The sequence below is a fragment of the Achromobacter pestifer genome, from assembly GCF_902859625.1.
Classification (GTDB): Bacteria; Pseudomonadota; Gammaproteobacteria; order Burkholderiales; family Burkholderiaceae_B; genus Achromobacter; species Achromobacter pestifer.
The window spans coordinates 183,155-197,360 of record NZ_CADIJX010000001.1; the positions used below are offsets into that span (position 1 = coordinate 183,155).

The 14,206-nt window shown below is 65.3% G+C and carries 16 protein-coding genes; 10 read left to right on the forward strand and 6 right to left on the reverse strand.

The window, feature by feature from the left end; translation table 11 throughout:
- The first annotated feature begins 57 nt into the window (after positions 1-57).
- The 3 genes from HV753_RS00790 (at position 58) to HV753_RS00800 (ending at position 3,290) form a co-directional block, all read left to right on the forward strand.
- Positions 58-681 (forward strand): TRAP transporter small permease subunit, encoded by a 624-nt coding sequence (locus HV753_RS00790; protein WP_175172520.1) that lies wholly within the window; start codon positions 58-60, stop codon positions 679-681.
- Positions 681-2,639 (forward strand): TRAP transporter large permease, encoded by a 1,959-nt coding sequence (locus HV753_RS00795; protein ID WP_175172521.1) that lies wholly within the window; start codon positions 681-683, stop codon positions 2,637-2,639. The genes HV753_RS00790 and HV753_RS00795 overlap by 1 nt, the downstream gene beginning before the upstream one ends.
- 156 nt (positions 2,640-2,795) lie before the next feature.
- Positions 2,796-3,290 (forward strand): hypothetical protein, encoded by a 495-nt coding sequence (locus tag HV753_RS00800; RefSeq protein WP_175172522.1) that lies wholly within the window; start codon positions 2,796-2,798, stop codon positions 3,288-3,290.
- Positions 3,291-3,314: 24 nt separating this feature from the next.
- Here HV753_RS00800 and HV753_RS00805 read toward each other — a convergent pair whose 3' ends face one another.
- From HV753_RS00805 to HV753_RS00815, 3 genes are read right to left on the reverse strand one after another with little or no spacing between them, the layout of a single operon-like run.
- Positions 3,315-4,589 carry a hypothetical protein gene (locus HV753_RS00805; RefSeq protein WP_175172523.1) on the reverse strand — a complete coding sequence of 425 codons (1,275 nt, stop codon included), beginning with the start codon at positions 4,587-4,589 and terminating at the stop codon, positions 3,315-3,317.
- Positions 4,590-4,647: 58 nt separating this feature from the next.
- Positions 4,648-5,145 carry a DUF6882 domain-containing protein gene (locus HV753_RS00810; RefSeq protein ID WP_175172524.1) on the reverse strand — a complete coding sequence of 166 codons (498 nt, stop codon included), beginning with the start codon at positions 5,143-5,145 and terminating at the stop codon, positions 4,648-4,650.
- A gap of 27 nt (positions 5,146-5,172) precedes the next feature.
- Entirely contained in the window at positions 5,173-5,685 is a 513-nt protein-coding gene (locus tag HV753_RS00815; RefSeq protein ID WP_175172525.1) for a GNAT family N-acetyltransferase, read from the reverse strand.
- Between the two features lie 120 nt (positions 5,686-5,805).
- Here HV753_RS00815 and HV753_RS00820 point away from each other — a divergent pair, with 120 nt between their 5' ends.
- Both HV753_RS00820 and HV753_RS00825 read left to right on the forward strand, forming a co-directional pair.
- A complete protein-coding gene (locus HV753_RS00820) occupies positions 5,806-6,336 on the forward strand; it encodes a MarR family winged helix-turn-helix transcriptional regulator (protein WP_246288105.1) in 531 nt (176 codons plus the stop codon).
- The gene (locus HV753_RS00825; protein ID WP_175172526.1) at positions 6,333-7,121 is read left to right on the forward strand and encodes a HEAT repeat domain-containing protein; all 789 of its coding nucleotides are present in this window, start codon (positions 6,333-6,335) and stop codon (positions 7,119-7,121) included. Before HV753_RS00820 ends, HV753_RS00825 begins: the two co-directional genes overlap by 4 nt.
- A 22-nt stretch (positions 7,122-7,143) precedes the next feature.
- Here the strand turns inward: HV753_RS00825 and HV753_RS00830 are convergent, their stop codons facing one another.
- The gene (locus tag HV753_RS00830; protein WP_175172527.1) at positions 7,144-7,893 is read right to left on the reverse strand and encodes an SDR family oxidoreductase; all 750 of its coding nucleotides are present in this window, start codon (positions 7,891-7,893) and stop codon (positions 7,144-7,146) included.
- A 103-nt stretch (positions 7,894-7,996) separates the two neighbouring features.
- On the opposite strand from HV753_RS00830, the gene HV753_RS00835 reads away from it, so the two are divergent.
- Complete coding sequence (locus HV753_RS00835; protein WP_175172528.1) at positions 7,997-8,914, forward strand: LysR substrate-binding domain-containing protein; 918 nt, start codon at positions 7,997-7,999, stop codon at positions 8,912-8,914.
- 73 nt (positions 8,915-8,987) lie between these two features.
- Here the strand turns inward: HV753_RS00835 and gstA are convergent, their stop codons facing one another.
- A complete protein-coding gene (gstA, locus tag HV753_RS00840) occupies positions 8,988-9,593 on the reverse strand; it encodes a glutathione transferase GstA (RefSeq protein ID WP_175172529.1) in 606 nt (201 codons plus the stop codon).
- A gap of 97 nt (positions 9,594-9,690) precedes the next feature.
- On the opposite strand from gstA, the gene HV753_RS00845 reads away from it, so the two are divergent.
- The 3 genes from HV753_RS00845 (at position 9,691) to HV753_RS00855 (ending at position 11,985) form a co-directional block, all read left to right on the forward strand.
- Positions 9,691-10,569: a LysR family transcriptional regulator gene (locus HV753_RS00845; protein WP_175172530.1), complete on the forward strand. Its 879-nt coding sequence runs from the start codon at positions 9,691-9,693 to the stop codon at positions 10,567-10,569.
- Between the two features lie 94 nt (positions 10,570-10,663).
- The gene (locus tag HV753_RS00850) at positions 10,664-11,101 is read left to right on the forward strand and encodes a GNAT family N-acetyltransferase (RefSeq protein WP_175172531.1); all 438 of its coding nucleotides are present in this window, start codon (positions 10,664-10,666) and stop codon (positions 11,099-11,101) included.
- An 89-nt stretch (positions 11,102-11,190) separates the two neighbouring features.
- On the forward strand, positions 11,191-11,985 hold the full coding sequence (locus tag HV753_RS00855) for a DUF169 domain-containing protein (RefSeq protein ID WP_175172532.1): 795 nt from the start codon (positions 11,191-11,193) through the stop codon (positions 11,983-11,985).
- On the opposite strand, the gene HV753_RS00860 is transcribed toward HV753_RS00855, so the two are convergent.
- Positions 11,982-12,887: a LysR family transcriptional regulator gene (locus tag HV753_RS00860; RefSeq protein WP_175172533.1), complete on the reverse strand. Its 906-nt coding sequence runs from the start codon at positions 12,885-12,887 to the stop codon at positions 11,982-11,984. The two genes, HV753_RS00855 and HV753_RS00860, sit on opposite strands and share 4 nt — an antisense overlap.
- Before the next feature lie 116 nt (positions 12,888-13,003).
- Between HV753_RS00860 and HV753_RS00865 the strand changes: the two genes are divergently transcribed.
- Positions 13,004-14,182, forward strand: a complete 1,179-nt coding sequence (locus tag HV753_RS00865; protein ID WP_175172534.1) for an MFS transporter — start codon at positions 13,004-13,006, stop codon at positions 14,180-14,182.
- The last annotated feature ends 24 nt before the right edge of the window (positions 14,183-14,206 follow it).

Sequence of the window (14,206 nt, forward strand, 5' to 3'; positions counted from 1 at the left end):
GGGGCAGGCTGGCGGCGCGTGCGCGCAGGGCACCCTGCGGCTTGTCCAGGACGCCTGATGATCCGACTCATACGTTTGATTGACCGTATCTCCACTTTTGTCGGGCAGGCTTTTGCCTGGTTGATCGTCGTGCTGGCCCTGCATGTGTGCTGGGAAGTGGCGGCGCGCTATCTGCTGAACCGGCCCAGCGCCTGGGCGTTCGACATGCAGATGATGTATTACGGCATTCTCTTCATGATGGCGGGCGCCTACACGCTGGCCAAGAACGGCCACGTGCGGGGTGACATCCTTTACGGCTTCCTGTCGCCTCGGGTACAGGCCGGACTGGACCTGATCCTGTTCATCGTCTTCTTTTTCCCCGGGGTGATCGCACTGGTCTGGGCCGGCTGGTATTACGCCGGCTATTCGATCGCCATTGGCGAGCACTCGTCGCTGATGGCCGACGGGCCGCCGATCTATCCCTTCAAGGCGTTCATTCCGGTGGCCGGCGCCTTCCTATTGCTGCAAGGCGTGGCCGAGGTGCTGCGCTGCGTGCTGTGCCTGCGGCGCGGCACGTGGCCATCGCGCGAAGAAGACGTCGAGGAAGTGGACGTGGACAAGCTCAAGCAGATGGTGCACGTGAAGGACGAAGACATCGCCCGATTGGACCGCTATGTGACGACCCCCAGGGAGCCCCGCTGATGAAGATCCACAAAGCGTTGTGGTTCGGCCTGTCGTGCATCGCGGTGGTGTTGCTGATGATCGCGTTCCTGACGCCGTGGGGCGAGTTGACCACGGGACACATCGGCTTGCTGATGCTGGCGCTGATCGTCGTGGCGATCATGCTGGGGTTTCCGACGGCATTCACGCTGATGGGCATGGGTGTGCTGTTTACCTTCATGGCGTACTACATGCAGAGCGCGGACGCGGGGCGCTCCATCGGGCAGACGCTGGACCTGATGGTGCAGCGTACCTACGCCACGATGACCAACGATTCCCTGATCTCGATTCCGCTGTTCGTGTTCATGGGGTATCTGGTCGAACGGGCCAACCTGATCGAAAAACTGTTTCGATCCATGCACTTGGCGCTGGCGCGCTTGCCGGGCGCATTGGCGGTGGCCACGCTAGCGACGTGTGCGATCTTCGCCACGGCGACGGGCATCGTCGGCGCCGTGGTGACGCTGATGGGGTTGCTGGCGATGCCGGCGATGTTGAAGGCGGGCTACAGCGTGCGCTTGACGGCCGGGGCCATCACGGCGGGCGGTTGCCTGGGCATCTTGCTGCCACCATCGGTGATGCTGATCGTCTATGGCGCGACGACCGGGGTGTCGGTGGTGCAACTGTACGCCGGCGCACTGTTTCCCGGCATCATGCTGGCGGGGCTGTACATGCTCTATGTGATCCTGGTGGCCAAACTGCGCCCGGACATGGCGCCGCCGCTGCCCGCGAGCGAGCGCGGCGTGCCGCTGCCGCCCGAAACCCAGGCCTTGGCAGCCACGGGATACACGCGGGCCATGACGGGCATGGTGGCCGCGTTGTTCAAGGGCCGGCGCAACCACGATGTGCCGTTCGGTTTTCTGCTGCGCAATATGGCGACAGCGCTGGCACCGCTTGCGCTGACGGTGTTGCTGGTGGCGGTGGTGCACCACGGGGTGACGCGGCCGCCGGTCGTCTACGACATCCCGGCGGAACTGCAACTGGGGGCGGGCGGCTTCGATTCCGGTCTGAGCGAACCGCTTGCGGATGGCCTGGCGGAACCGCCTTCGGACGAATTGGCCGAGCCTCCTGGCTCGGACGGCGGGGCCGCAAGTCTGGCTGAACCGCCGGGCACGCCTATGGCGCCAGTTGCCGCCGGGGCGGCCACGGCCGCCGCACCCGCCGTGCCGGGGGGGAACGCCGAGTCCTTGCCCGCGCCCAGAGGGTTCTGGATATTCGCCGCCGTGTGCGCGGTGATGTTAGTGGTGTTCTACGCGGCGTTGACGTGGGCGCGGCTGGAAATCTTCAAGATGCTGATGTCGTCGTTCTTTCCGCTGGCCGTGATGATCGCGGCGGTGTTGGGCTCGATCGCCTTCGGCTTGGCCACACCCAGCGAAGCCGCAGCCATGGGGGCGATGGGAGGCGCCTTGCTGGCGCTGGCCTATCGGCGGCTGAACCTGCCGGTGCTGCGCGAATCGGTGTACCTGACGGCCAAGACCACCGCGATGGTGTGCTGGCTGTTCGTGGGGTCGTCCATCTTTTCCGCAGCGTTCGCGCTGCTGGGCGGCCAGCGCATCATCGAAGACTGGGTGCTGTCGCTGGGCCTGACGCCCATTCAGTTCCTGTTGCTGGCGCAGGCCATCATCTTCCTGCTGGGCTGGCCGTTGGAGTGGACCGAGATCATCGTGATCTTCATGCCTATCTTCGTGCCGCTGCTGAATGCCTTTGGCATCGACCCGCTGTTCTTCGGCCTGCTGGTGGCGCTGAATCTACAGACCGCGTTCCTGTCACCGCCCGTGGCCATGTCCGCGTTCTACCTGAAAGGCGTGTCGCCGCCCCATGTGACGTTGAACCAGATCTTCCTGGGCATGATGCCCTTCATGGGAATCCAGGTGGTGGCGATCTTCCTGTTGTACATGTTCCCGGGAATCGGGATGTGGTTGCCGACGGTGCTGTATCGCTAGCGCTGGCGTGATGTAACGGCTGTACGCAAATGCACATGGTTTGAGACGATGAGCCCGGGTTTTGGCGGTGCCAAACCCGGCCGGCCGCCGTATCATGTCGCCGTTGCTCCGAGCCGGATATTCATCAGGCAAACCTGTCATAGCGAACCACAAAACATGATCGCGAAAATCCAGAACGTGCCGAAATGGCTGTTTTCCCAACTGGGCCAGCTGGTGATCGCCGTTGGCCTGCTGTCGCTGGTGTTCAACTATGCCTATCGTTTCACCGTGGACCGGGAGATCAATTCCACGCCTTTCTACGTGACCACGGTGGTGCTTGGCCTGATCGCCTTCCTGATCTTGCGCAAGGACTATGTGTTTGTGAATCGCTATGAATTCAGCGATGCCGAGATCACGGTGCAAACGTTGTTGGGGGTGAAGAAACGCTATGCGACATCCGACTACGAGTTCGTTCCGTCGCTGCACAAGGCGCTGAATCTGCCGGAACAGCGCGCGTCCTTGTCGTTCTATATCCGCGACGCAAAAACCAAGAAGAACATCAGGAACTACTCGTGGACGGGGTTTTCGCCCGAGGACTTCCAGGCCGCCTCGCGGCTATACGGATATCGCGGCGAGACGGATTTCAGCCAGAAGGACTTCGGCAAGCGCTAAGCCTGTGCCGATGCACCCGCGGATTCACTCCGTGACCAGATAGGCCGCGCCGCCCGGTTTCAGATAGGGCGTCAAGTCCTTGAACGGCACGGTGGCGTGGGTGCCCAGGCATACCCCAAGCGCGTGGCCGATGCCCGATATCGACAGGCTGATCTCGCCCGGCGTGGTGACGCCCAAGGCCAGGTAGTCGGGCCAGAAGTCCGAGCAGCTTTGCATCGAATCGTCGTCTGCCAGCGCTGAATCGGCGCTGGCGGGAAGCTTCTTGCGCGCGTCGTCCATCAGTTTGATCAAGGTGGGGCTTTCGGTGGCAAAGCCATATTCGCCCGGTACGTAGGCCGCGAAGATGCGGTTCCAGTCCAGGTATTCGCCGCGCAGCAGATCGAACGTGTAGGGGTCGAAATGATTGTCAGGGTGCGCGCCGCCGCAATACAGGCTGCCAGCTTCGGTCACGGTCAAAAGGGCCGTGGACAACCAATCGACCTGGACGGCTTCGTCGTCATAGCTGCCTAGCGTGCCCGCCGCCGGATTGCCGTCGGTATAGGCCGATGCCATGCACTGCAAGGCGGCCAGGCTTTTCTGCCAGTGGCGTTGTTCAAGCAGGTGGTTGACGCGCGTGATGACCTTCGGGTCTGGGTGGCGGCTGAGTCGGGGATAGGCGAACTTGGTGCGCGGGTCGACCCACATGCGGTAGGCGACGGAGGCGGTGCCGATGTCTTGCCCGACAGGCTGGGCATGGCCGGCCAGCTTCAAGGTTTCATAAGGCGCGCTGGCGGTATTGATGTCGGCCTGGGCGTCGATGCCGCTGCCCATGCCGCCGCTGATGGCGTCGGTCACGGCCTGAACGCTGCCCGGCGCCACGTTGTCGGGGTCATATTCCGCAACCCGGCGCAGGGTGAAGCGGCGCGTCTTGCCGGTGCGGATGTCGGTCCATTGCCCTTGATAGCCATCGGCGTCGCGCGTGCCTTGCCAGGCTGCCGCGGCGGTAGCTTGAGGCGAATCGGATTCCGGGTCCAACTTGGCTTGCGCCAGGTCCTGGAATAGCCGGGGTTCGTATAGCGCCTTCGCCAAGCCCTTTAGCGGAATATCCACGCCATGCTTCGGATAGAAGTAGCGGCCCGTCAGTGTGCCGTCGGCGGTTGCCTGGGTGTCCAGTTCCATCACGATGTCGCCCGCGCCTTGCAGCGTGCCGGTATAGACCGTGCGTGGCGCCGCCAGGGCGGGCGAGCCGATGTGCGACAGCGCGATCAGCGTCGCGGTCACGGGTAGGGCGCGGCGCAGGCGGGCGAGTAAATGGAACATGTAGGAAGGATCCCAGGGCCTGGACGGCCGGATAGTCATGTCGGCAAAGGGCTGGCGCTCAGTCCTGCGTGGCGCCCGGCGTGGCGGACAGGGTGACTTGCCCGAACGTCATCCAGACATAAGCGGTGTCGGATGCTTGCGCGCGGTACGTGCCGGACGCTTCACCCAGGCGCATGGCCACGGCCGTGAATTCCCAAGCCAGGGCGTCGTCGCACTGGACTTTGCGATGCGTGTAGGCCGACAAGCCGTGCGCGCGCCCGAATGCCAGCGCCAGTTGCGCGTGCTCGGACAGTTCTGCGGGAACGGACGGGTGGTCCCAACCCCACAGGAAGCTGCCGTCGGCGCTGTTGGACGTGCCGACGATCTGCACGGGCGCGGTCGCGGTGATGCCGCCCGGCAGTTGGAAGACGATGCTCTCCTGATCCATGTCGACGGACCAGTGCTCGGCTTCGTCCAGATGCCAAGTCGCGCAATGCGCGCTGGTGGCCGCCTGCATGCCTTCCAGGCTTTGGGCGATGAAGGCTTGAACGTCGAAGGGGGCGGCGGTGTCGGACATGGTGAATCTGTTCCAGGAAAAGGGTGGTCAGGATGATAGGGCAGATTGGCCGGCGGGGCGCGGCAGAACGTAGACGGCGGTTTGCCGGCCGTAGTGCGGTTCAAGCACCCGGAATGCAAATCCCAGCTTTTCCAGCACGCGCTTGGATGCATGATTGTCGGGCCACACCACCGCGACCAATTCTGGCACGTCCAGCGTGCGCCAGACGTAGCCGCAAAGTTGGCGGCCGGCCTGAGTGGCATATCCCTGGCCCCAGGCAGCGCGGCAGAAGCGATAGGCGATCTGGATGCGGCCGTCTTCCCCCAACGGCACCAGGCTGATCCAGCCGACCGCCAGATCATCGGCCAACACGGTCCAATGGCCAAGCTCAGTACGGGGTTCTTGCAGCCAGGTCAGCAGTTCCTGGTGCCGCGCCTCGGTCGCGGGCTTGACGCCGGTACTGTGTTGCATGACGGCCGGATCGGCCTCCATGGCAAGAATCATGGGCACGTCTTCGGCCTGGATTCGGCGCAAGGTCACGCGGGCGGTAAGGGCGGGCATGGTCTCTGGCAGGAGGGAAGGGGCAGCCCCGATGATAGCGGTTGCTGCCGCGCCGTCGAACTTGCGCATTAGTAGTTAGGCGCCTTATTATATTCGCCTTGCACCCATCAGGAAGCCGTCATGCAGGATTCTTCACCCATGCTTGAACGCAAGCATCACGCCTTGCTGGATGAGGCCACGCGACGTGGCTTGTCGTCTGCCGACGATATCGGCCTGTGCTTCCAACTGCTGTCGCTGGCCAACGCCATCGACCGCGATTGCGCGGCCCGACTGGCGCCGCGGCAATTGTCGGAAGGCAAGTTCGTGCTGCTGTTCCTGCTGCATGAGCAGGCAGACGGCTTGTCGCCGCACCAGCTGGCTGACGGGGCGGGGGTCACGCGGGCAACCATCACCGGATTGCTGGACGGGCTGGAGCGCGACGGCTTTGTGCTGCGGCAGGCTGCCAAAGGCGACGGCCGCAAGGTATCGGTGATGTTGACGGCCAAGGGCAAGACGGCGGCGGCCAGGCTATTCAAGGAACACACGGATTGGATCGGCTCGCTGTTCGCGGGGCTGAACAAGCCGGACAAGGCGCGGCTTGGCGATCTGTTGTCGCGCGTGTGGCGCGGCACCGACACGGGTCGCGCCGCCATGCAGGAGAGCAAGCCATGACTCCACGGAAGACAGCGCCGGCCAAGCCGTCGGGGCGCGGCGTGAAGGACATCAGCGCGGCGCGCTTGGCTGAACTGAATGCGGGGGCGCCCGCCTTGACGCTGACGGAGTGCCTGGCGGTGGACTTCGCGGCGTTGATGCAGACGGTGGTGCCGCAACGGGATGGCGACGCCATTGATGCCATGCGTGCGCAGGCCGCAACAGGTATTTCCAAACGCATGGCCTTGGCGGCAAGACTGCTGACTGAACAACAGCCGGGCCAGCATTTTGAGGCGCGCTTGACGTCGCACCCGTCCGACACGGTGCGCGGTTGGGCCTGCTTCATGATTGGCGCGCAGCCGGATGTATCGGTAGCGGCGCGGCTGGAGCGCATCCGCCCCTTGGCCGACGATCCGCATTTTGGCGTGCGTGAATGGGCTTGGCTGGCGGTACGCCCGGCGCTGGCGGCCGAACTGGATGCGTCGATCGCATGCTTGCGTCCGTGGACAGCGGACCCGTCCGAGCGCATCAGGCGCTTTGCCAGCGAAGTCCTGCGTCCGCGCGGTGTGTGGTGCACGCATATCGCGGCGCTGAAGGCCAACCCGGCGATGGCCTTGCCGCTGTTGGAACCGCTGCGCGCCGATCCGGCGGTCTATGTGCAGGATTCCGTGGCGAACTGGCTGAACGATGCCAGCAAGGACCAGCCAGACTGGGTGCGCGCATTGTGTGCCAAGTGGCTGGCCGGTGAGCCATCAGCAGCGACCGAACGCATCTGCAAACGCGCGCTGCGTTCGATCGGCGCCTAGCTCGGCGTCTGATCACCGCGTCTTACAACTGGCTCATGCCGCCGTCCACAATGATCTCTGTGCCCACGATAAAGGCAGACTCCGGAGCGGCCAGGTGCAGCACGGTGGACGCCAATTCTTGCGGCGTGCCGAAACGGCCCAACGGGATTTGGGCCTGGATGCCCGCCGCCGTCTTTTCCAACACCTCGGCGTCCAGGCCCAATTTGCCGTAGATGGGCGTGGATATCGGCCCCGGGCTGACCACATTCACCCGGATGCCGCGCGGCAGCAGCTCAGCCGACAACGTTTTGGCCAGCGAGATCAGCGCGGCCTTGCTGGCGGCGTAGATGGACGAGGCAGGCATGCCGATATGGGCGTTGATGGAACCGTTCAGCACGATGGACGCGCCAGGGTTCAACAGCGGGTCCAGCGCTTGCAGCTGAAAGAACACGCCTTTGATGTTCGTGTTGAAGGTCTGGTCCCAGAGGTCTTCCGTGGCCTCGGCCAAGGTCGCGAATTTGGCGATGCCGGCATTGACGAAAATGGCGTCCAGGCGGATGCCGGCGGCCTTCAGTGCGTCCGCCAAGGCGGTCGCCGCGCCGGGGGCGCCAGCGATGTTCTGGATGGCCAATGCGTTGCCACCCAGGCTGGCGCGGGTGGATTCCAGCGCGGCCGCGTCGCGGCCGGTGATGATGACGCGAGCCCCTTCGGCGGCAAACGCCTGGGCGGTGGCCAGGCCGATGCCGCTGGTGCCGCCGGTGACCAATACAGTCTTCTGTTCAAAACGGGTCATGGTGATCTCCTAGGGAGTCATTCGATAAGGTGTAGCCATGATGCGCCTGGGTTGGCGCCGTGTTGTACGATCTTTCCGACGAACACGTTCGGAGAAGTTGCACATGTTGACGGCCAATGAACTGGCATTGCTGGAGGCCATCCGCGACAGCGGCAGCCTGTCGCGCGCGGCGGTCAAATTGGGCAGGGCGCCATCCTCGGTGTCGCACGCGGCCCGCCAACTGGAGGAACGATTCGACGCGCTGCTGTTTGACCGTCGCCGCTATCGGCTGCAACTGACGCCGGCCGGCCAATTGCTGGCCGAAGAGGCCGCCCGGCTGATGCTGGACGTGTCGCGCCTGACGCAGCGCGTCAAACAGGTGGCCAGTGGCTGGGAAGACCGGCTGCATATCGTCAGTGACGAGATCCTGGAATTTGAATTGATGTCGCCGCTGATCCAGGCATTCGACCGGCTGGATTCCGGCGTCAGCCTGCGTTTCACGCACGAAGTGCTGGGCGGCACCTGGGAGGCGTTGCGCGAGGGCCGGGCTGATCTGATCGTGGGGGCAACGAACGAACCCCAGTCTATGCCGAATCTGCAATGGGCGGAGCTGGGCGCGATGGAATGGTTGTTCGCCGTGTCCCCGCGCCATCCACTGGCCAAGATGAAGGCGCCGATCAGGCAGGACCAGTTGCAGCAGCATCGGGCGGTGGTGGTGGCGGATACCTCACGCGGCGCGGCGGCGCGAGGGTACGGCCGGGTAGGCGGTCAGGCGGTGCTGGCCGTGCCCAGCATGCGCGCCAAGATCCTGGCGCAGCGCGATGGGCTGGGCGTGGGCTGGGTGCCGCGTCACCGCGTGGCCTCGTTGCTGGCGCGCGGAGAACTCGTGGAAAAAGCCACCGAGACGCCGCGCGAACCCAATCTGCTGTATCTGGCCTGGCGCGGCGGCCACGAGGGGCGTGCGCTGCAATGGTGGCTGGACCAACTGCGCCAGCCCCGGATGGCGCAGACCTTGATGCGCGGAATTGATGCGTTCGCCTAGAGGCCGGTAGCCACGTATCGCCGATCCACGGGGGGCCGATGCAGGTCTTCGTTTTAGCGCGGCCCATCGCGGATCAGGCGCCAGCCTCGGCCGCCAGCGCGGCTTGCACGCTGGGCCGCGCCTCGATCCGGGTCATATAGGCCGGGATGGCAGGCCAGCGTGCCAGGTCCATGTCGAATAGCGCGGCCCAGCGCAGGACGGTGTATAGGTAGGCATCCGCCACGCCGAACTGGTCTGCGATCAGGTACGGATGCGCGGCCAGTGCGCGCGCGGTGTAGTCCAGCCGCTTTTCCAGCCGCGCTTGCCACCATTGCCGGGCGGCGGCAGGCAGGTCCCGATTGAACAGCGGGCCAAAGCCGCCGTGGATTTCGGCGCTGATGAAGTTCAACCATTCCTGCAAGCGGCTGCGGTCCCAGCTGCCGTTCGCGGGCGCCAGCCCGGCGTGCGGTTTCAGGTCGGCCAGATACTGAACGATGGCCGGGCCTTCCGTCAGCACCTGCCCGTCGTCGCGTTCCAGCGCTGCAACATACCCCTTGGGGTTGATGGCCAGAAAGTCCTGGCCGTCAGCGGTGCGCTTGGTCTGGTTGTTCACGCGGACAAGGGAGAAGGGCAGGTCCAGTTCGCGCAGCACGATATGCGGCGACAGCGAACACGTGTTGGGGGCGTAGTACAGCTTCATGGGTTCATCCTTGGGGCAATGAAACCCCAGCTTGAGGCCGCCCAAGGCATCTGTAAAATTACTTTTCCAGAAATATGACATAAGGGTAGCTAATGCCATGATGAACCTGATGCATTGGCGGCTGGTGCTGGCGGTTGTTGATGCGGGCAACATCACGCTCGCCGCCGCCCAGGTCGGCATGACCCAGTCCGGCGCCAGCCAGGCCATCGCGCAGTTGGAAGACACGCTGGGGGCGCCGCTTTTCACACGAGAGCATCGCCAGACCGTTCCGACCGCGCTGGGGCTGCGCGTGGCGGATGAGGCCCGTGTCATGCTGGAGGCGCTGCGCCGCATCCAGTCCTTGTCCGGCGAGGCGCGGGGCGAGGCGGGCGGCACGCTGCGGCTGGCCAGTTTTCCGATGGTGTTCTCGACCGTGCTGCCGCCGGTGCTGCGGCGCTTCCGGCAACTGCACCCTGCGATCGACGTGGTGTCGTTGGAAGCGAGCGACGACGAAGTTGAAACGCTGCTGGCGGCCGGCACCGTGGACGTGGGCGTGGTGCTGAACCCGGCGCCGAACCGACGGGCCTGCCCGCTGGGACAGGACGAATGGATGGCGGTGCTACCGGCAGCCCATCCGCTGGCGCGTTCCGGCAGCGCCATCGCGCTGGCCGATCTGGTCGCGCAGCCCTTCGTGCTGGCAACGGGCGGATGCAGCGTGCATGCGCAAAGCCTGGCGGCAAGCGCCGGCTTGGCCATTGCGGACTTGCGCGCCACGGTTCGCGACTGGACCAGCGCGTTCGCCTTGGTCCGGGAAGGCCTGGGTGTGACGCTGGTGCCCGCACTGACCTTGCCGGAAAATCGCCGTGGCCTGCGGGTCATGCGGCTGGCGTCGCCGTTGTACCGATCATTTGGGCTGGCGGCGTCGGCGGGGGCGGCGGGCCGCGGCCCGGTCCAGGCGCTGTTCGGCATGTTGCAACAAGATGACCAGGCGGGGTAGTTCAGGCATGCGGACCCGTTGCGCCTGTCATGGCTTGGACATGGCGCTGTCATACGCTTCTGCGCTTTCGCCCTGACATTGCAGGAACTCCCGCATGCTTATCCGCACCGCCACCCTGGACGACAGCGCCGCCATTTCGGCGTTGCTGAGTCAATTGGATTACCCAGGCACCGAACGTTTCCTGCTGGGAAAAATCGCGCAGCTGGCATCCCACCCTGATGCGCGGCTGCTGGTCGCCCAGGATGAGGCGGGCCAGTTGCTGGGCTTCATTGGATTGCACTTCATGATCCAACTGGCGCTACCCGGCGATTTCTGCCGCATCACGTATTTCTGCGTAAGCGATGCGGCGCGTAGCGCGGGGGTGGGACGACAACTGGAAGCCGCGGCCGAGGCAGAAGCCCGCGCGCGCGGCTGCGACCGCATCGAAGTGCATTGCCACGAACGCCGGACGGACGCGCACCGGTTCTACTACCGGCAAGGGTACGAGGAATCGCCGAAATATTTGATGAAGCGGGTGTCGCACACGCGATAAAAATCTGGCTTGCCTCCTTGCCGTCCGTAAAATCCAGCCACTAGCATCCAACGCGGCTTGTCCGCGTACAACAAGTCCAAAGGACGGATATGGAAGAGACAAGGCAAGACGCGCCCCTGGATTGGGCGTCGCTGGTGGACGACCTGAACAAGCTGCTGCGCTTGAAGACCACTGTCATCGGCATGAAGCTGTTCGAGGACGAAGCCGCCATGGCGGGCGTGAAGGGGTTGCGGCGGCCGCAGGCCACGCATACGACCGATCAGATTGTTGGCATGGCGGCACGGCTGGGCTGGACGGTGGGGATTACCGGCGATGACCTGGTCGGGTCGCAATGCCGCGCCGTGGTGGGGTTGGGGCCGCAGGACGAGGCGTGGAAAAGCGGCAAGGACTACGTGGGCGTCTGGCATGCCACCGAAGCCGATGCCCGGGCACGCCAGGAGGCTTTGTCCTGTGTGCCTGCCGGCAAGTACCGGGGGCTGGTGGTGTCACCGTTGGCCTCGGGCCGCCTGAATCCGCCCGACATATGCCTGGTGTACGCCACCCCTGGCCAGATGATCATTCTGATCAATGGCCTGCAATGGAAGAACTACCGGCGTTTTGACTGGAGCGTGGTGGGCGAGACGGCCTGTGCGGACTCCTGGGGCCGCGCGCTGGCCACGGGCGAGCCCAGCTTGTCCTTGCCCTGTTTCGCCGAACGCCGGTACGGCGGCGTGCCTGACGAAGAAATGCTGATGGCATTGCCGCCCCGTTATCTGCCGGTGGCGATCGCGGGCATGAAGGCGTTGGCCGCCAACGGGCTGCGCTATCCGATCGCGCCTTACGGCATTCAGAACGATGTGCGCGCGGGCATGGGCGTGAGCTATGCGCAAGCGCCCAAGGCCTAGCTGGCGTCTCGCAATGCAGCCGCCAGTGCGCGGGCCGCAGGCCCCAGGGGCAGGTCGATGCGATGCGCCAGATAGGTTTCGGTGGCGACCTGGCTTGCGCGGCCCAGGCTGTCCGTGGGCAGGCGTCGCAGCCGGCCTTCGGCCAGATCCCGTTCCACCTGCCATAGCGGCAGGCGGCCCCAGCCCACGCCCGCCAGGATCAGCGCATGTTTGGTGTCCTGGCCGCTGACGCGGCACGTCTGGGGCGACAGCACCGCAAAGTCGCGTCCTTCGGTCAAGGGCGACGGGTCGGCTTGCACGATCTGCAAGTGGTCCGCCAGTTCCGGGGTGCCCAACGCGGCACCCGCATGCGGGTGGTGGGCCAGGGGATGGGCGGCGCTGACGACGGCCACCATCTGCACCGACGACAGCGCCTGCACGGCGATGCGCGGGTGGCGGAAGTGTTCGCCCGCGATGATGCCCAGCGTGTGGCTGCCGGTCAGCAAGGCATCCAGGGGACCGCCCAGCGGCAGCACGGTTACGCGGGTGGCGACGGTCGGATAGGCGGCACGCATGATGTTCAGCGCGGCGCCCACCTGGGTGATCGGAAACAGCGTGTCGACGACCACCGACAACGCCAATTCCACCCCTTCGCCCAGGCCCTGCGCACGGGCGCGCAGGGCATCCACGCGCAGCAGGATGTCGCGGGCGTTGGCCAGCAAGGCCTGGCCTTGTGGCGTCATGACGGGCCGATGGCCGCTGCGGTCGAACAGCGTCACGCCCAGTTGCGCTTCCATGTTGGCGATGGCGTGGCTGACCGCGGACTGCACGCGGGACAGGCGGCGCGCGGCGGCGCGGAAGCTGCCGGTATCGGCCACGGCGGCGAACACGCGCAACTGATCCAGGGTAAGGGCGTCTATCATCGTCCGCTTGATCTCGCTTGATCTATTGAATCGATCAGTTTCATCAAAAGATTATCACTTATCAGAATCAGTCCCGGCTGGCATGCTGCCGGGATCATGGGGAAAGAGAGGGTGGCATGAACCAGAGTGAAACGCGGTGGGCCGGGGTGCTGGCCATTGTGGGCGCGGGCGTGGTGGCGTCGTTGCAGGTGGGCAAGGTCATCATTGCCGCGCCGCTGTTGCGCCAGGACATGGGGCTGGACCTGGCCTCGATCGGCACGTTGACCGCGGTTTTTTCGATACTTGGCGTGATCGGCGGAATTGCCGCTGGCGGCGTGATCGCCCGTTTTGGCGCGCGGCGCATGATGCTGTTGGGCCTGATGGCAACCGCTCTGGGCACGGCGCTGGGCGCCCTTGCGCCAGGCTATGGCGTATTGCTGGCTTCCCGCGTGATCGAAGGCCTCGGGTTCCTGATGATCACGGTGGCCGGGCCTGCGGCCTTGCAGCGCATGGTGTCGGCGTCCAACCGCGATTTCGCCTTTGCGCTCTGGAGCTGCTACATGCCGACGGGCATGGCCATCGCGATGCTGGCGTCGCAGGCCTTTGACCACTGGCAGGCGTACTGGTGGTGCGCGGGTGTAGCGGTGGTGGTGGCGCTGGCCTGCGTGGCGGCGTTGGCGCCGGCCACCCCCGGCGGCGCCAGTCTGTCCTGGCGCGGCATGCGGCAAGACACCGCGGATACGCTGGGCGCGGCGGGGCCGGTGCTGCTGGCGCTGTCGTTCACGCTATACAGCCTGATGTTCTTTGCGCTGTTCACGTTCCTGCCGGTGCTGCTGATGGAAAAGCTGAGCCTGTCGCTGGCGCAAGCGGGCTTGTACAGCGCGATTGCCAGCGCCGCCAACATCATCGGAAACCTGGGCGCGGGCATGTTGCTGGCGCGCGGCTGGCGGCGGTCGACCTTGATCGCTTGCGCCAGCGTCACGATGGGCGTGGTGGCGCTGTTGATTTTCCGATCCGTGCTGCCGGCGATGCCGACGTTCCTGCTGTGCGTGCTGTTTTCCGCGGCGGGCGGCCTGATCCCCGCCACGCTGCTGGGCACCGCGCCGCTGGTGGCGCCGCGCCCCGCGTTGACGGCGGCATCAGTGGGGCTGGTGATGCAAGGCAGCAACCTGGGGCAGGTCATCGGCCCGGTCACGGTGGGCGGGGTGATCGACCGCTTTGGCTGGGCGTCGGCGTCCTATGTGGTGCTGGCGGCCGGCTTGGCTGGGCTGGTGATCGCGGCCTGCCTGCGGCGCGTGCGCGCGGCGGGCCTGTAGTGGCCCGGAGGACCCTGCGCCGGG

Coding starts and splice junctions, on each gene's coding strand:
- HV753_RS00790 (WP_175172520.1), top strand. CDS start 58: ATGATCCGACTCATACGTTTGATTGACCGTATCTCCACTTTTGTCGGG.
- HV753_RS00865 (WP_175172534.1), top strand. CDS start 13,004: ATGAACCAGAGTGAAACGCGGTGGGCCGGGGTGCTGGCCATTGTGGGC.
- HV753_RS00805 (WP_175172523.1), bottom strand. CDS start 4,589: ATGTTCCATTTACTCGCCCGCCTGCGCCGCGCCCTACCCGTGACCGCG.
- HV753_RS00830 (WP_175172527.1), bottom strand. CDS start 7,893: ATGACCCGTTTTGAACAGAAGACTGTATTGGTCACCGGCGGCACCAGC.
- HV753_RS00820 (WP_246288105.1), top strand. CDS start 5,806: ATGCAGGATTCTTCACCCATGCTTGAACGCAAGCATCACGCCTTGCTG.
- HV753_RS00860 (WP_175172533.1), bottom strand. CDS start 12,887: ATGATAGACGCCCTTACCCTGGATCAGTTGCGCGTGTTCGCCGCCGTG.
- HV753_RS00800 (WP_175172522.1), top strand. CDS start 2,796: ATGATCGCGAAAATCCAGAACGTGCCGAAATGGCTGTTTTCCCAACTG.
- gstA (WP_175172529.1), bottom strand. CDS start 9,593: ATGAAGCTGTACTACGCCCCCAACACGTGTTCGCTGTCGCCGCATATC.
- HV753_RS00810 (WP_175172524.1), bottom strand. CDS start 5,145: ATGTCCGACACCGCCGCCCCCTTCGACGTTCAAGCCTTCATCGCCCAA.
- HV753_RS00795 (WP_175172521.1), top strand. CDS start 681: ATGAAGATCCACAAAGCGTTGTGGTTCGGCCTGTCGTGCATCGCGGTG.
- HV753_RS00845 (WP_175172530.1), top strand. CDS start 9,691: ATGATGAACCTGATGCATTGGCGGCTGGTGCTGGCGGTTGTTGATGCG.
- HV753_RS00815 (WP_175172525.1), bottom strand. CDS start 5,685: ATGCCCGCCCTTACCGCCCGCGTGACCTTGCGCCGAATCCAGGCCGAA.
- HV753_RS00850 (WP_175172531.1), top strand. CDS start 10,664: ATGCTTATCCGCACCGCCACCCTGGACGACAGCGCCGCCATTTCGGCG.
- HV753_RS00835 (WP_175172528.1), top strand. CDS start 7,997: ATGTTGACGGCCAATGAACTGGCATTGCTGGAGGCCATCCGCGACAGC.
- HV753_RS00825 (WP_175172526.1), top strand. CDS start 6,333: ATGACTCCACGGAAGACAGCGCCGGCCAAGCCGTCGGGGCGCGGCGTG.
- HV753_RS00855 (WP_175172532.1), top strand. CDS start 11,191: ATGGAAGAGACAAGGCAAGACGCGCCCCTGGATTGGGCGTCGCTGGTG.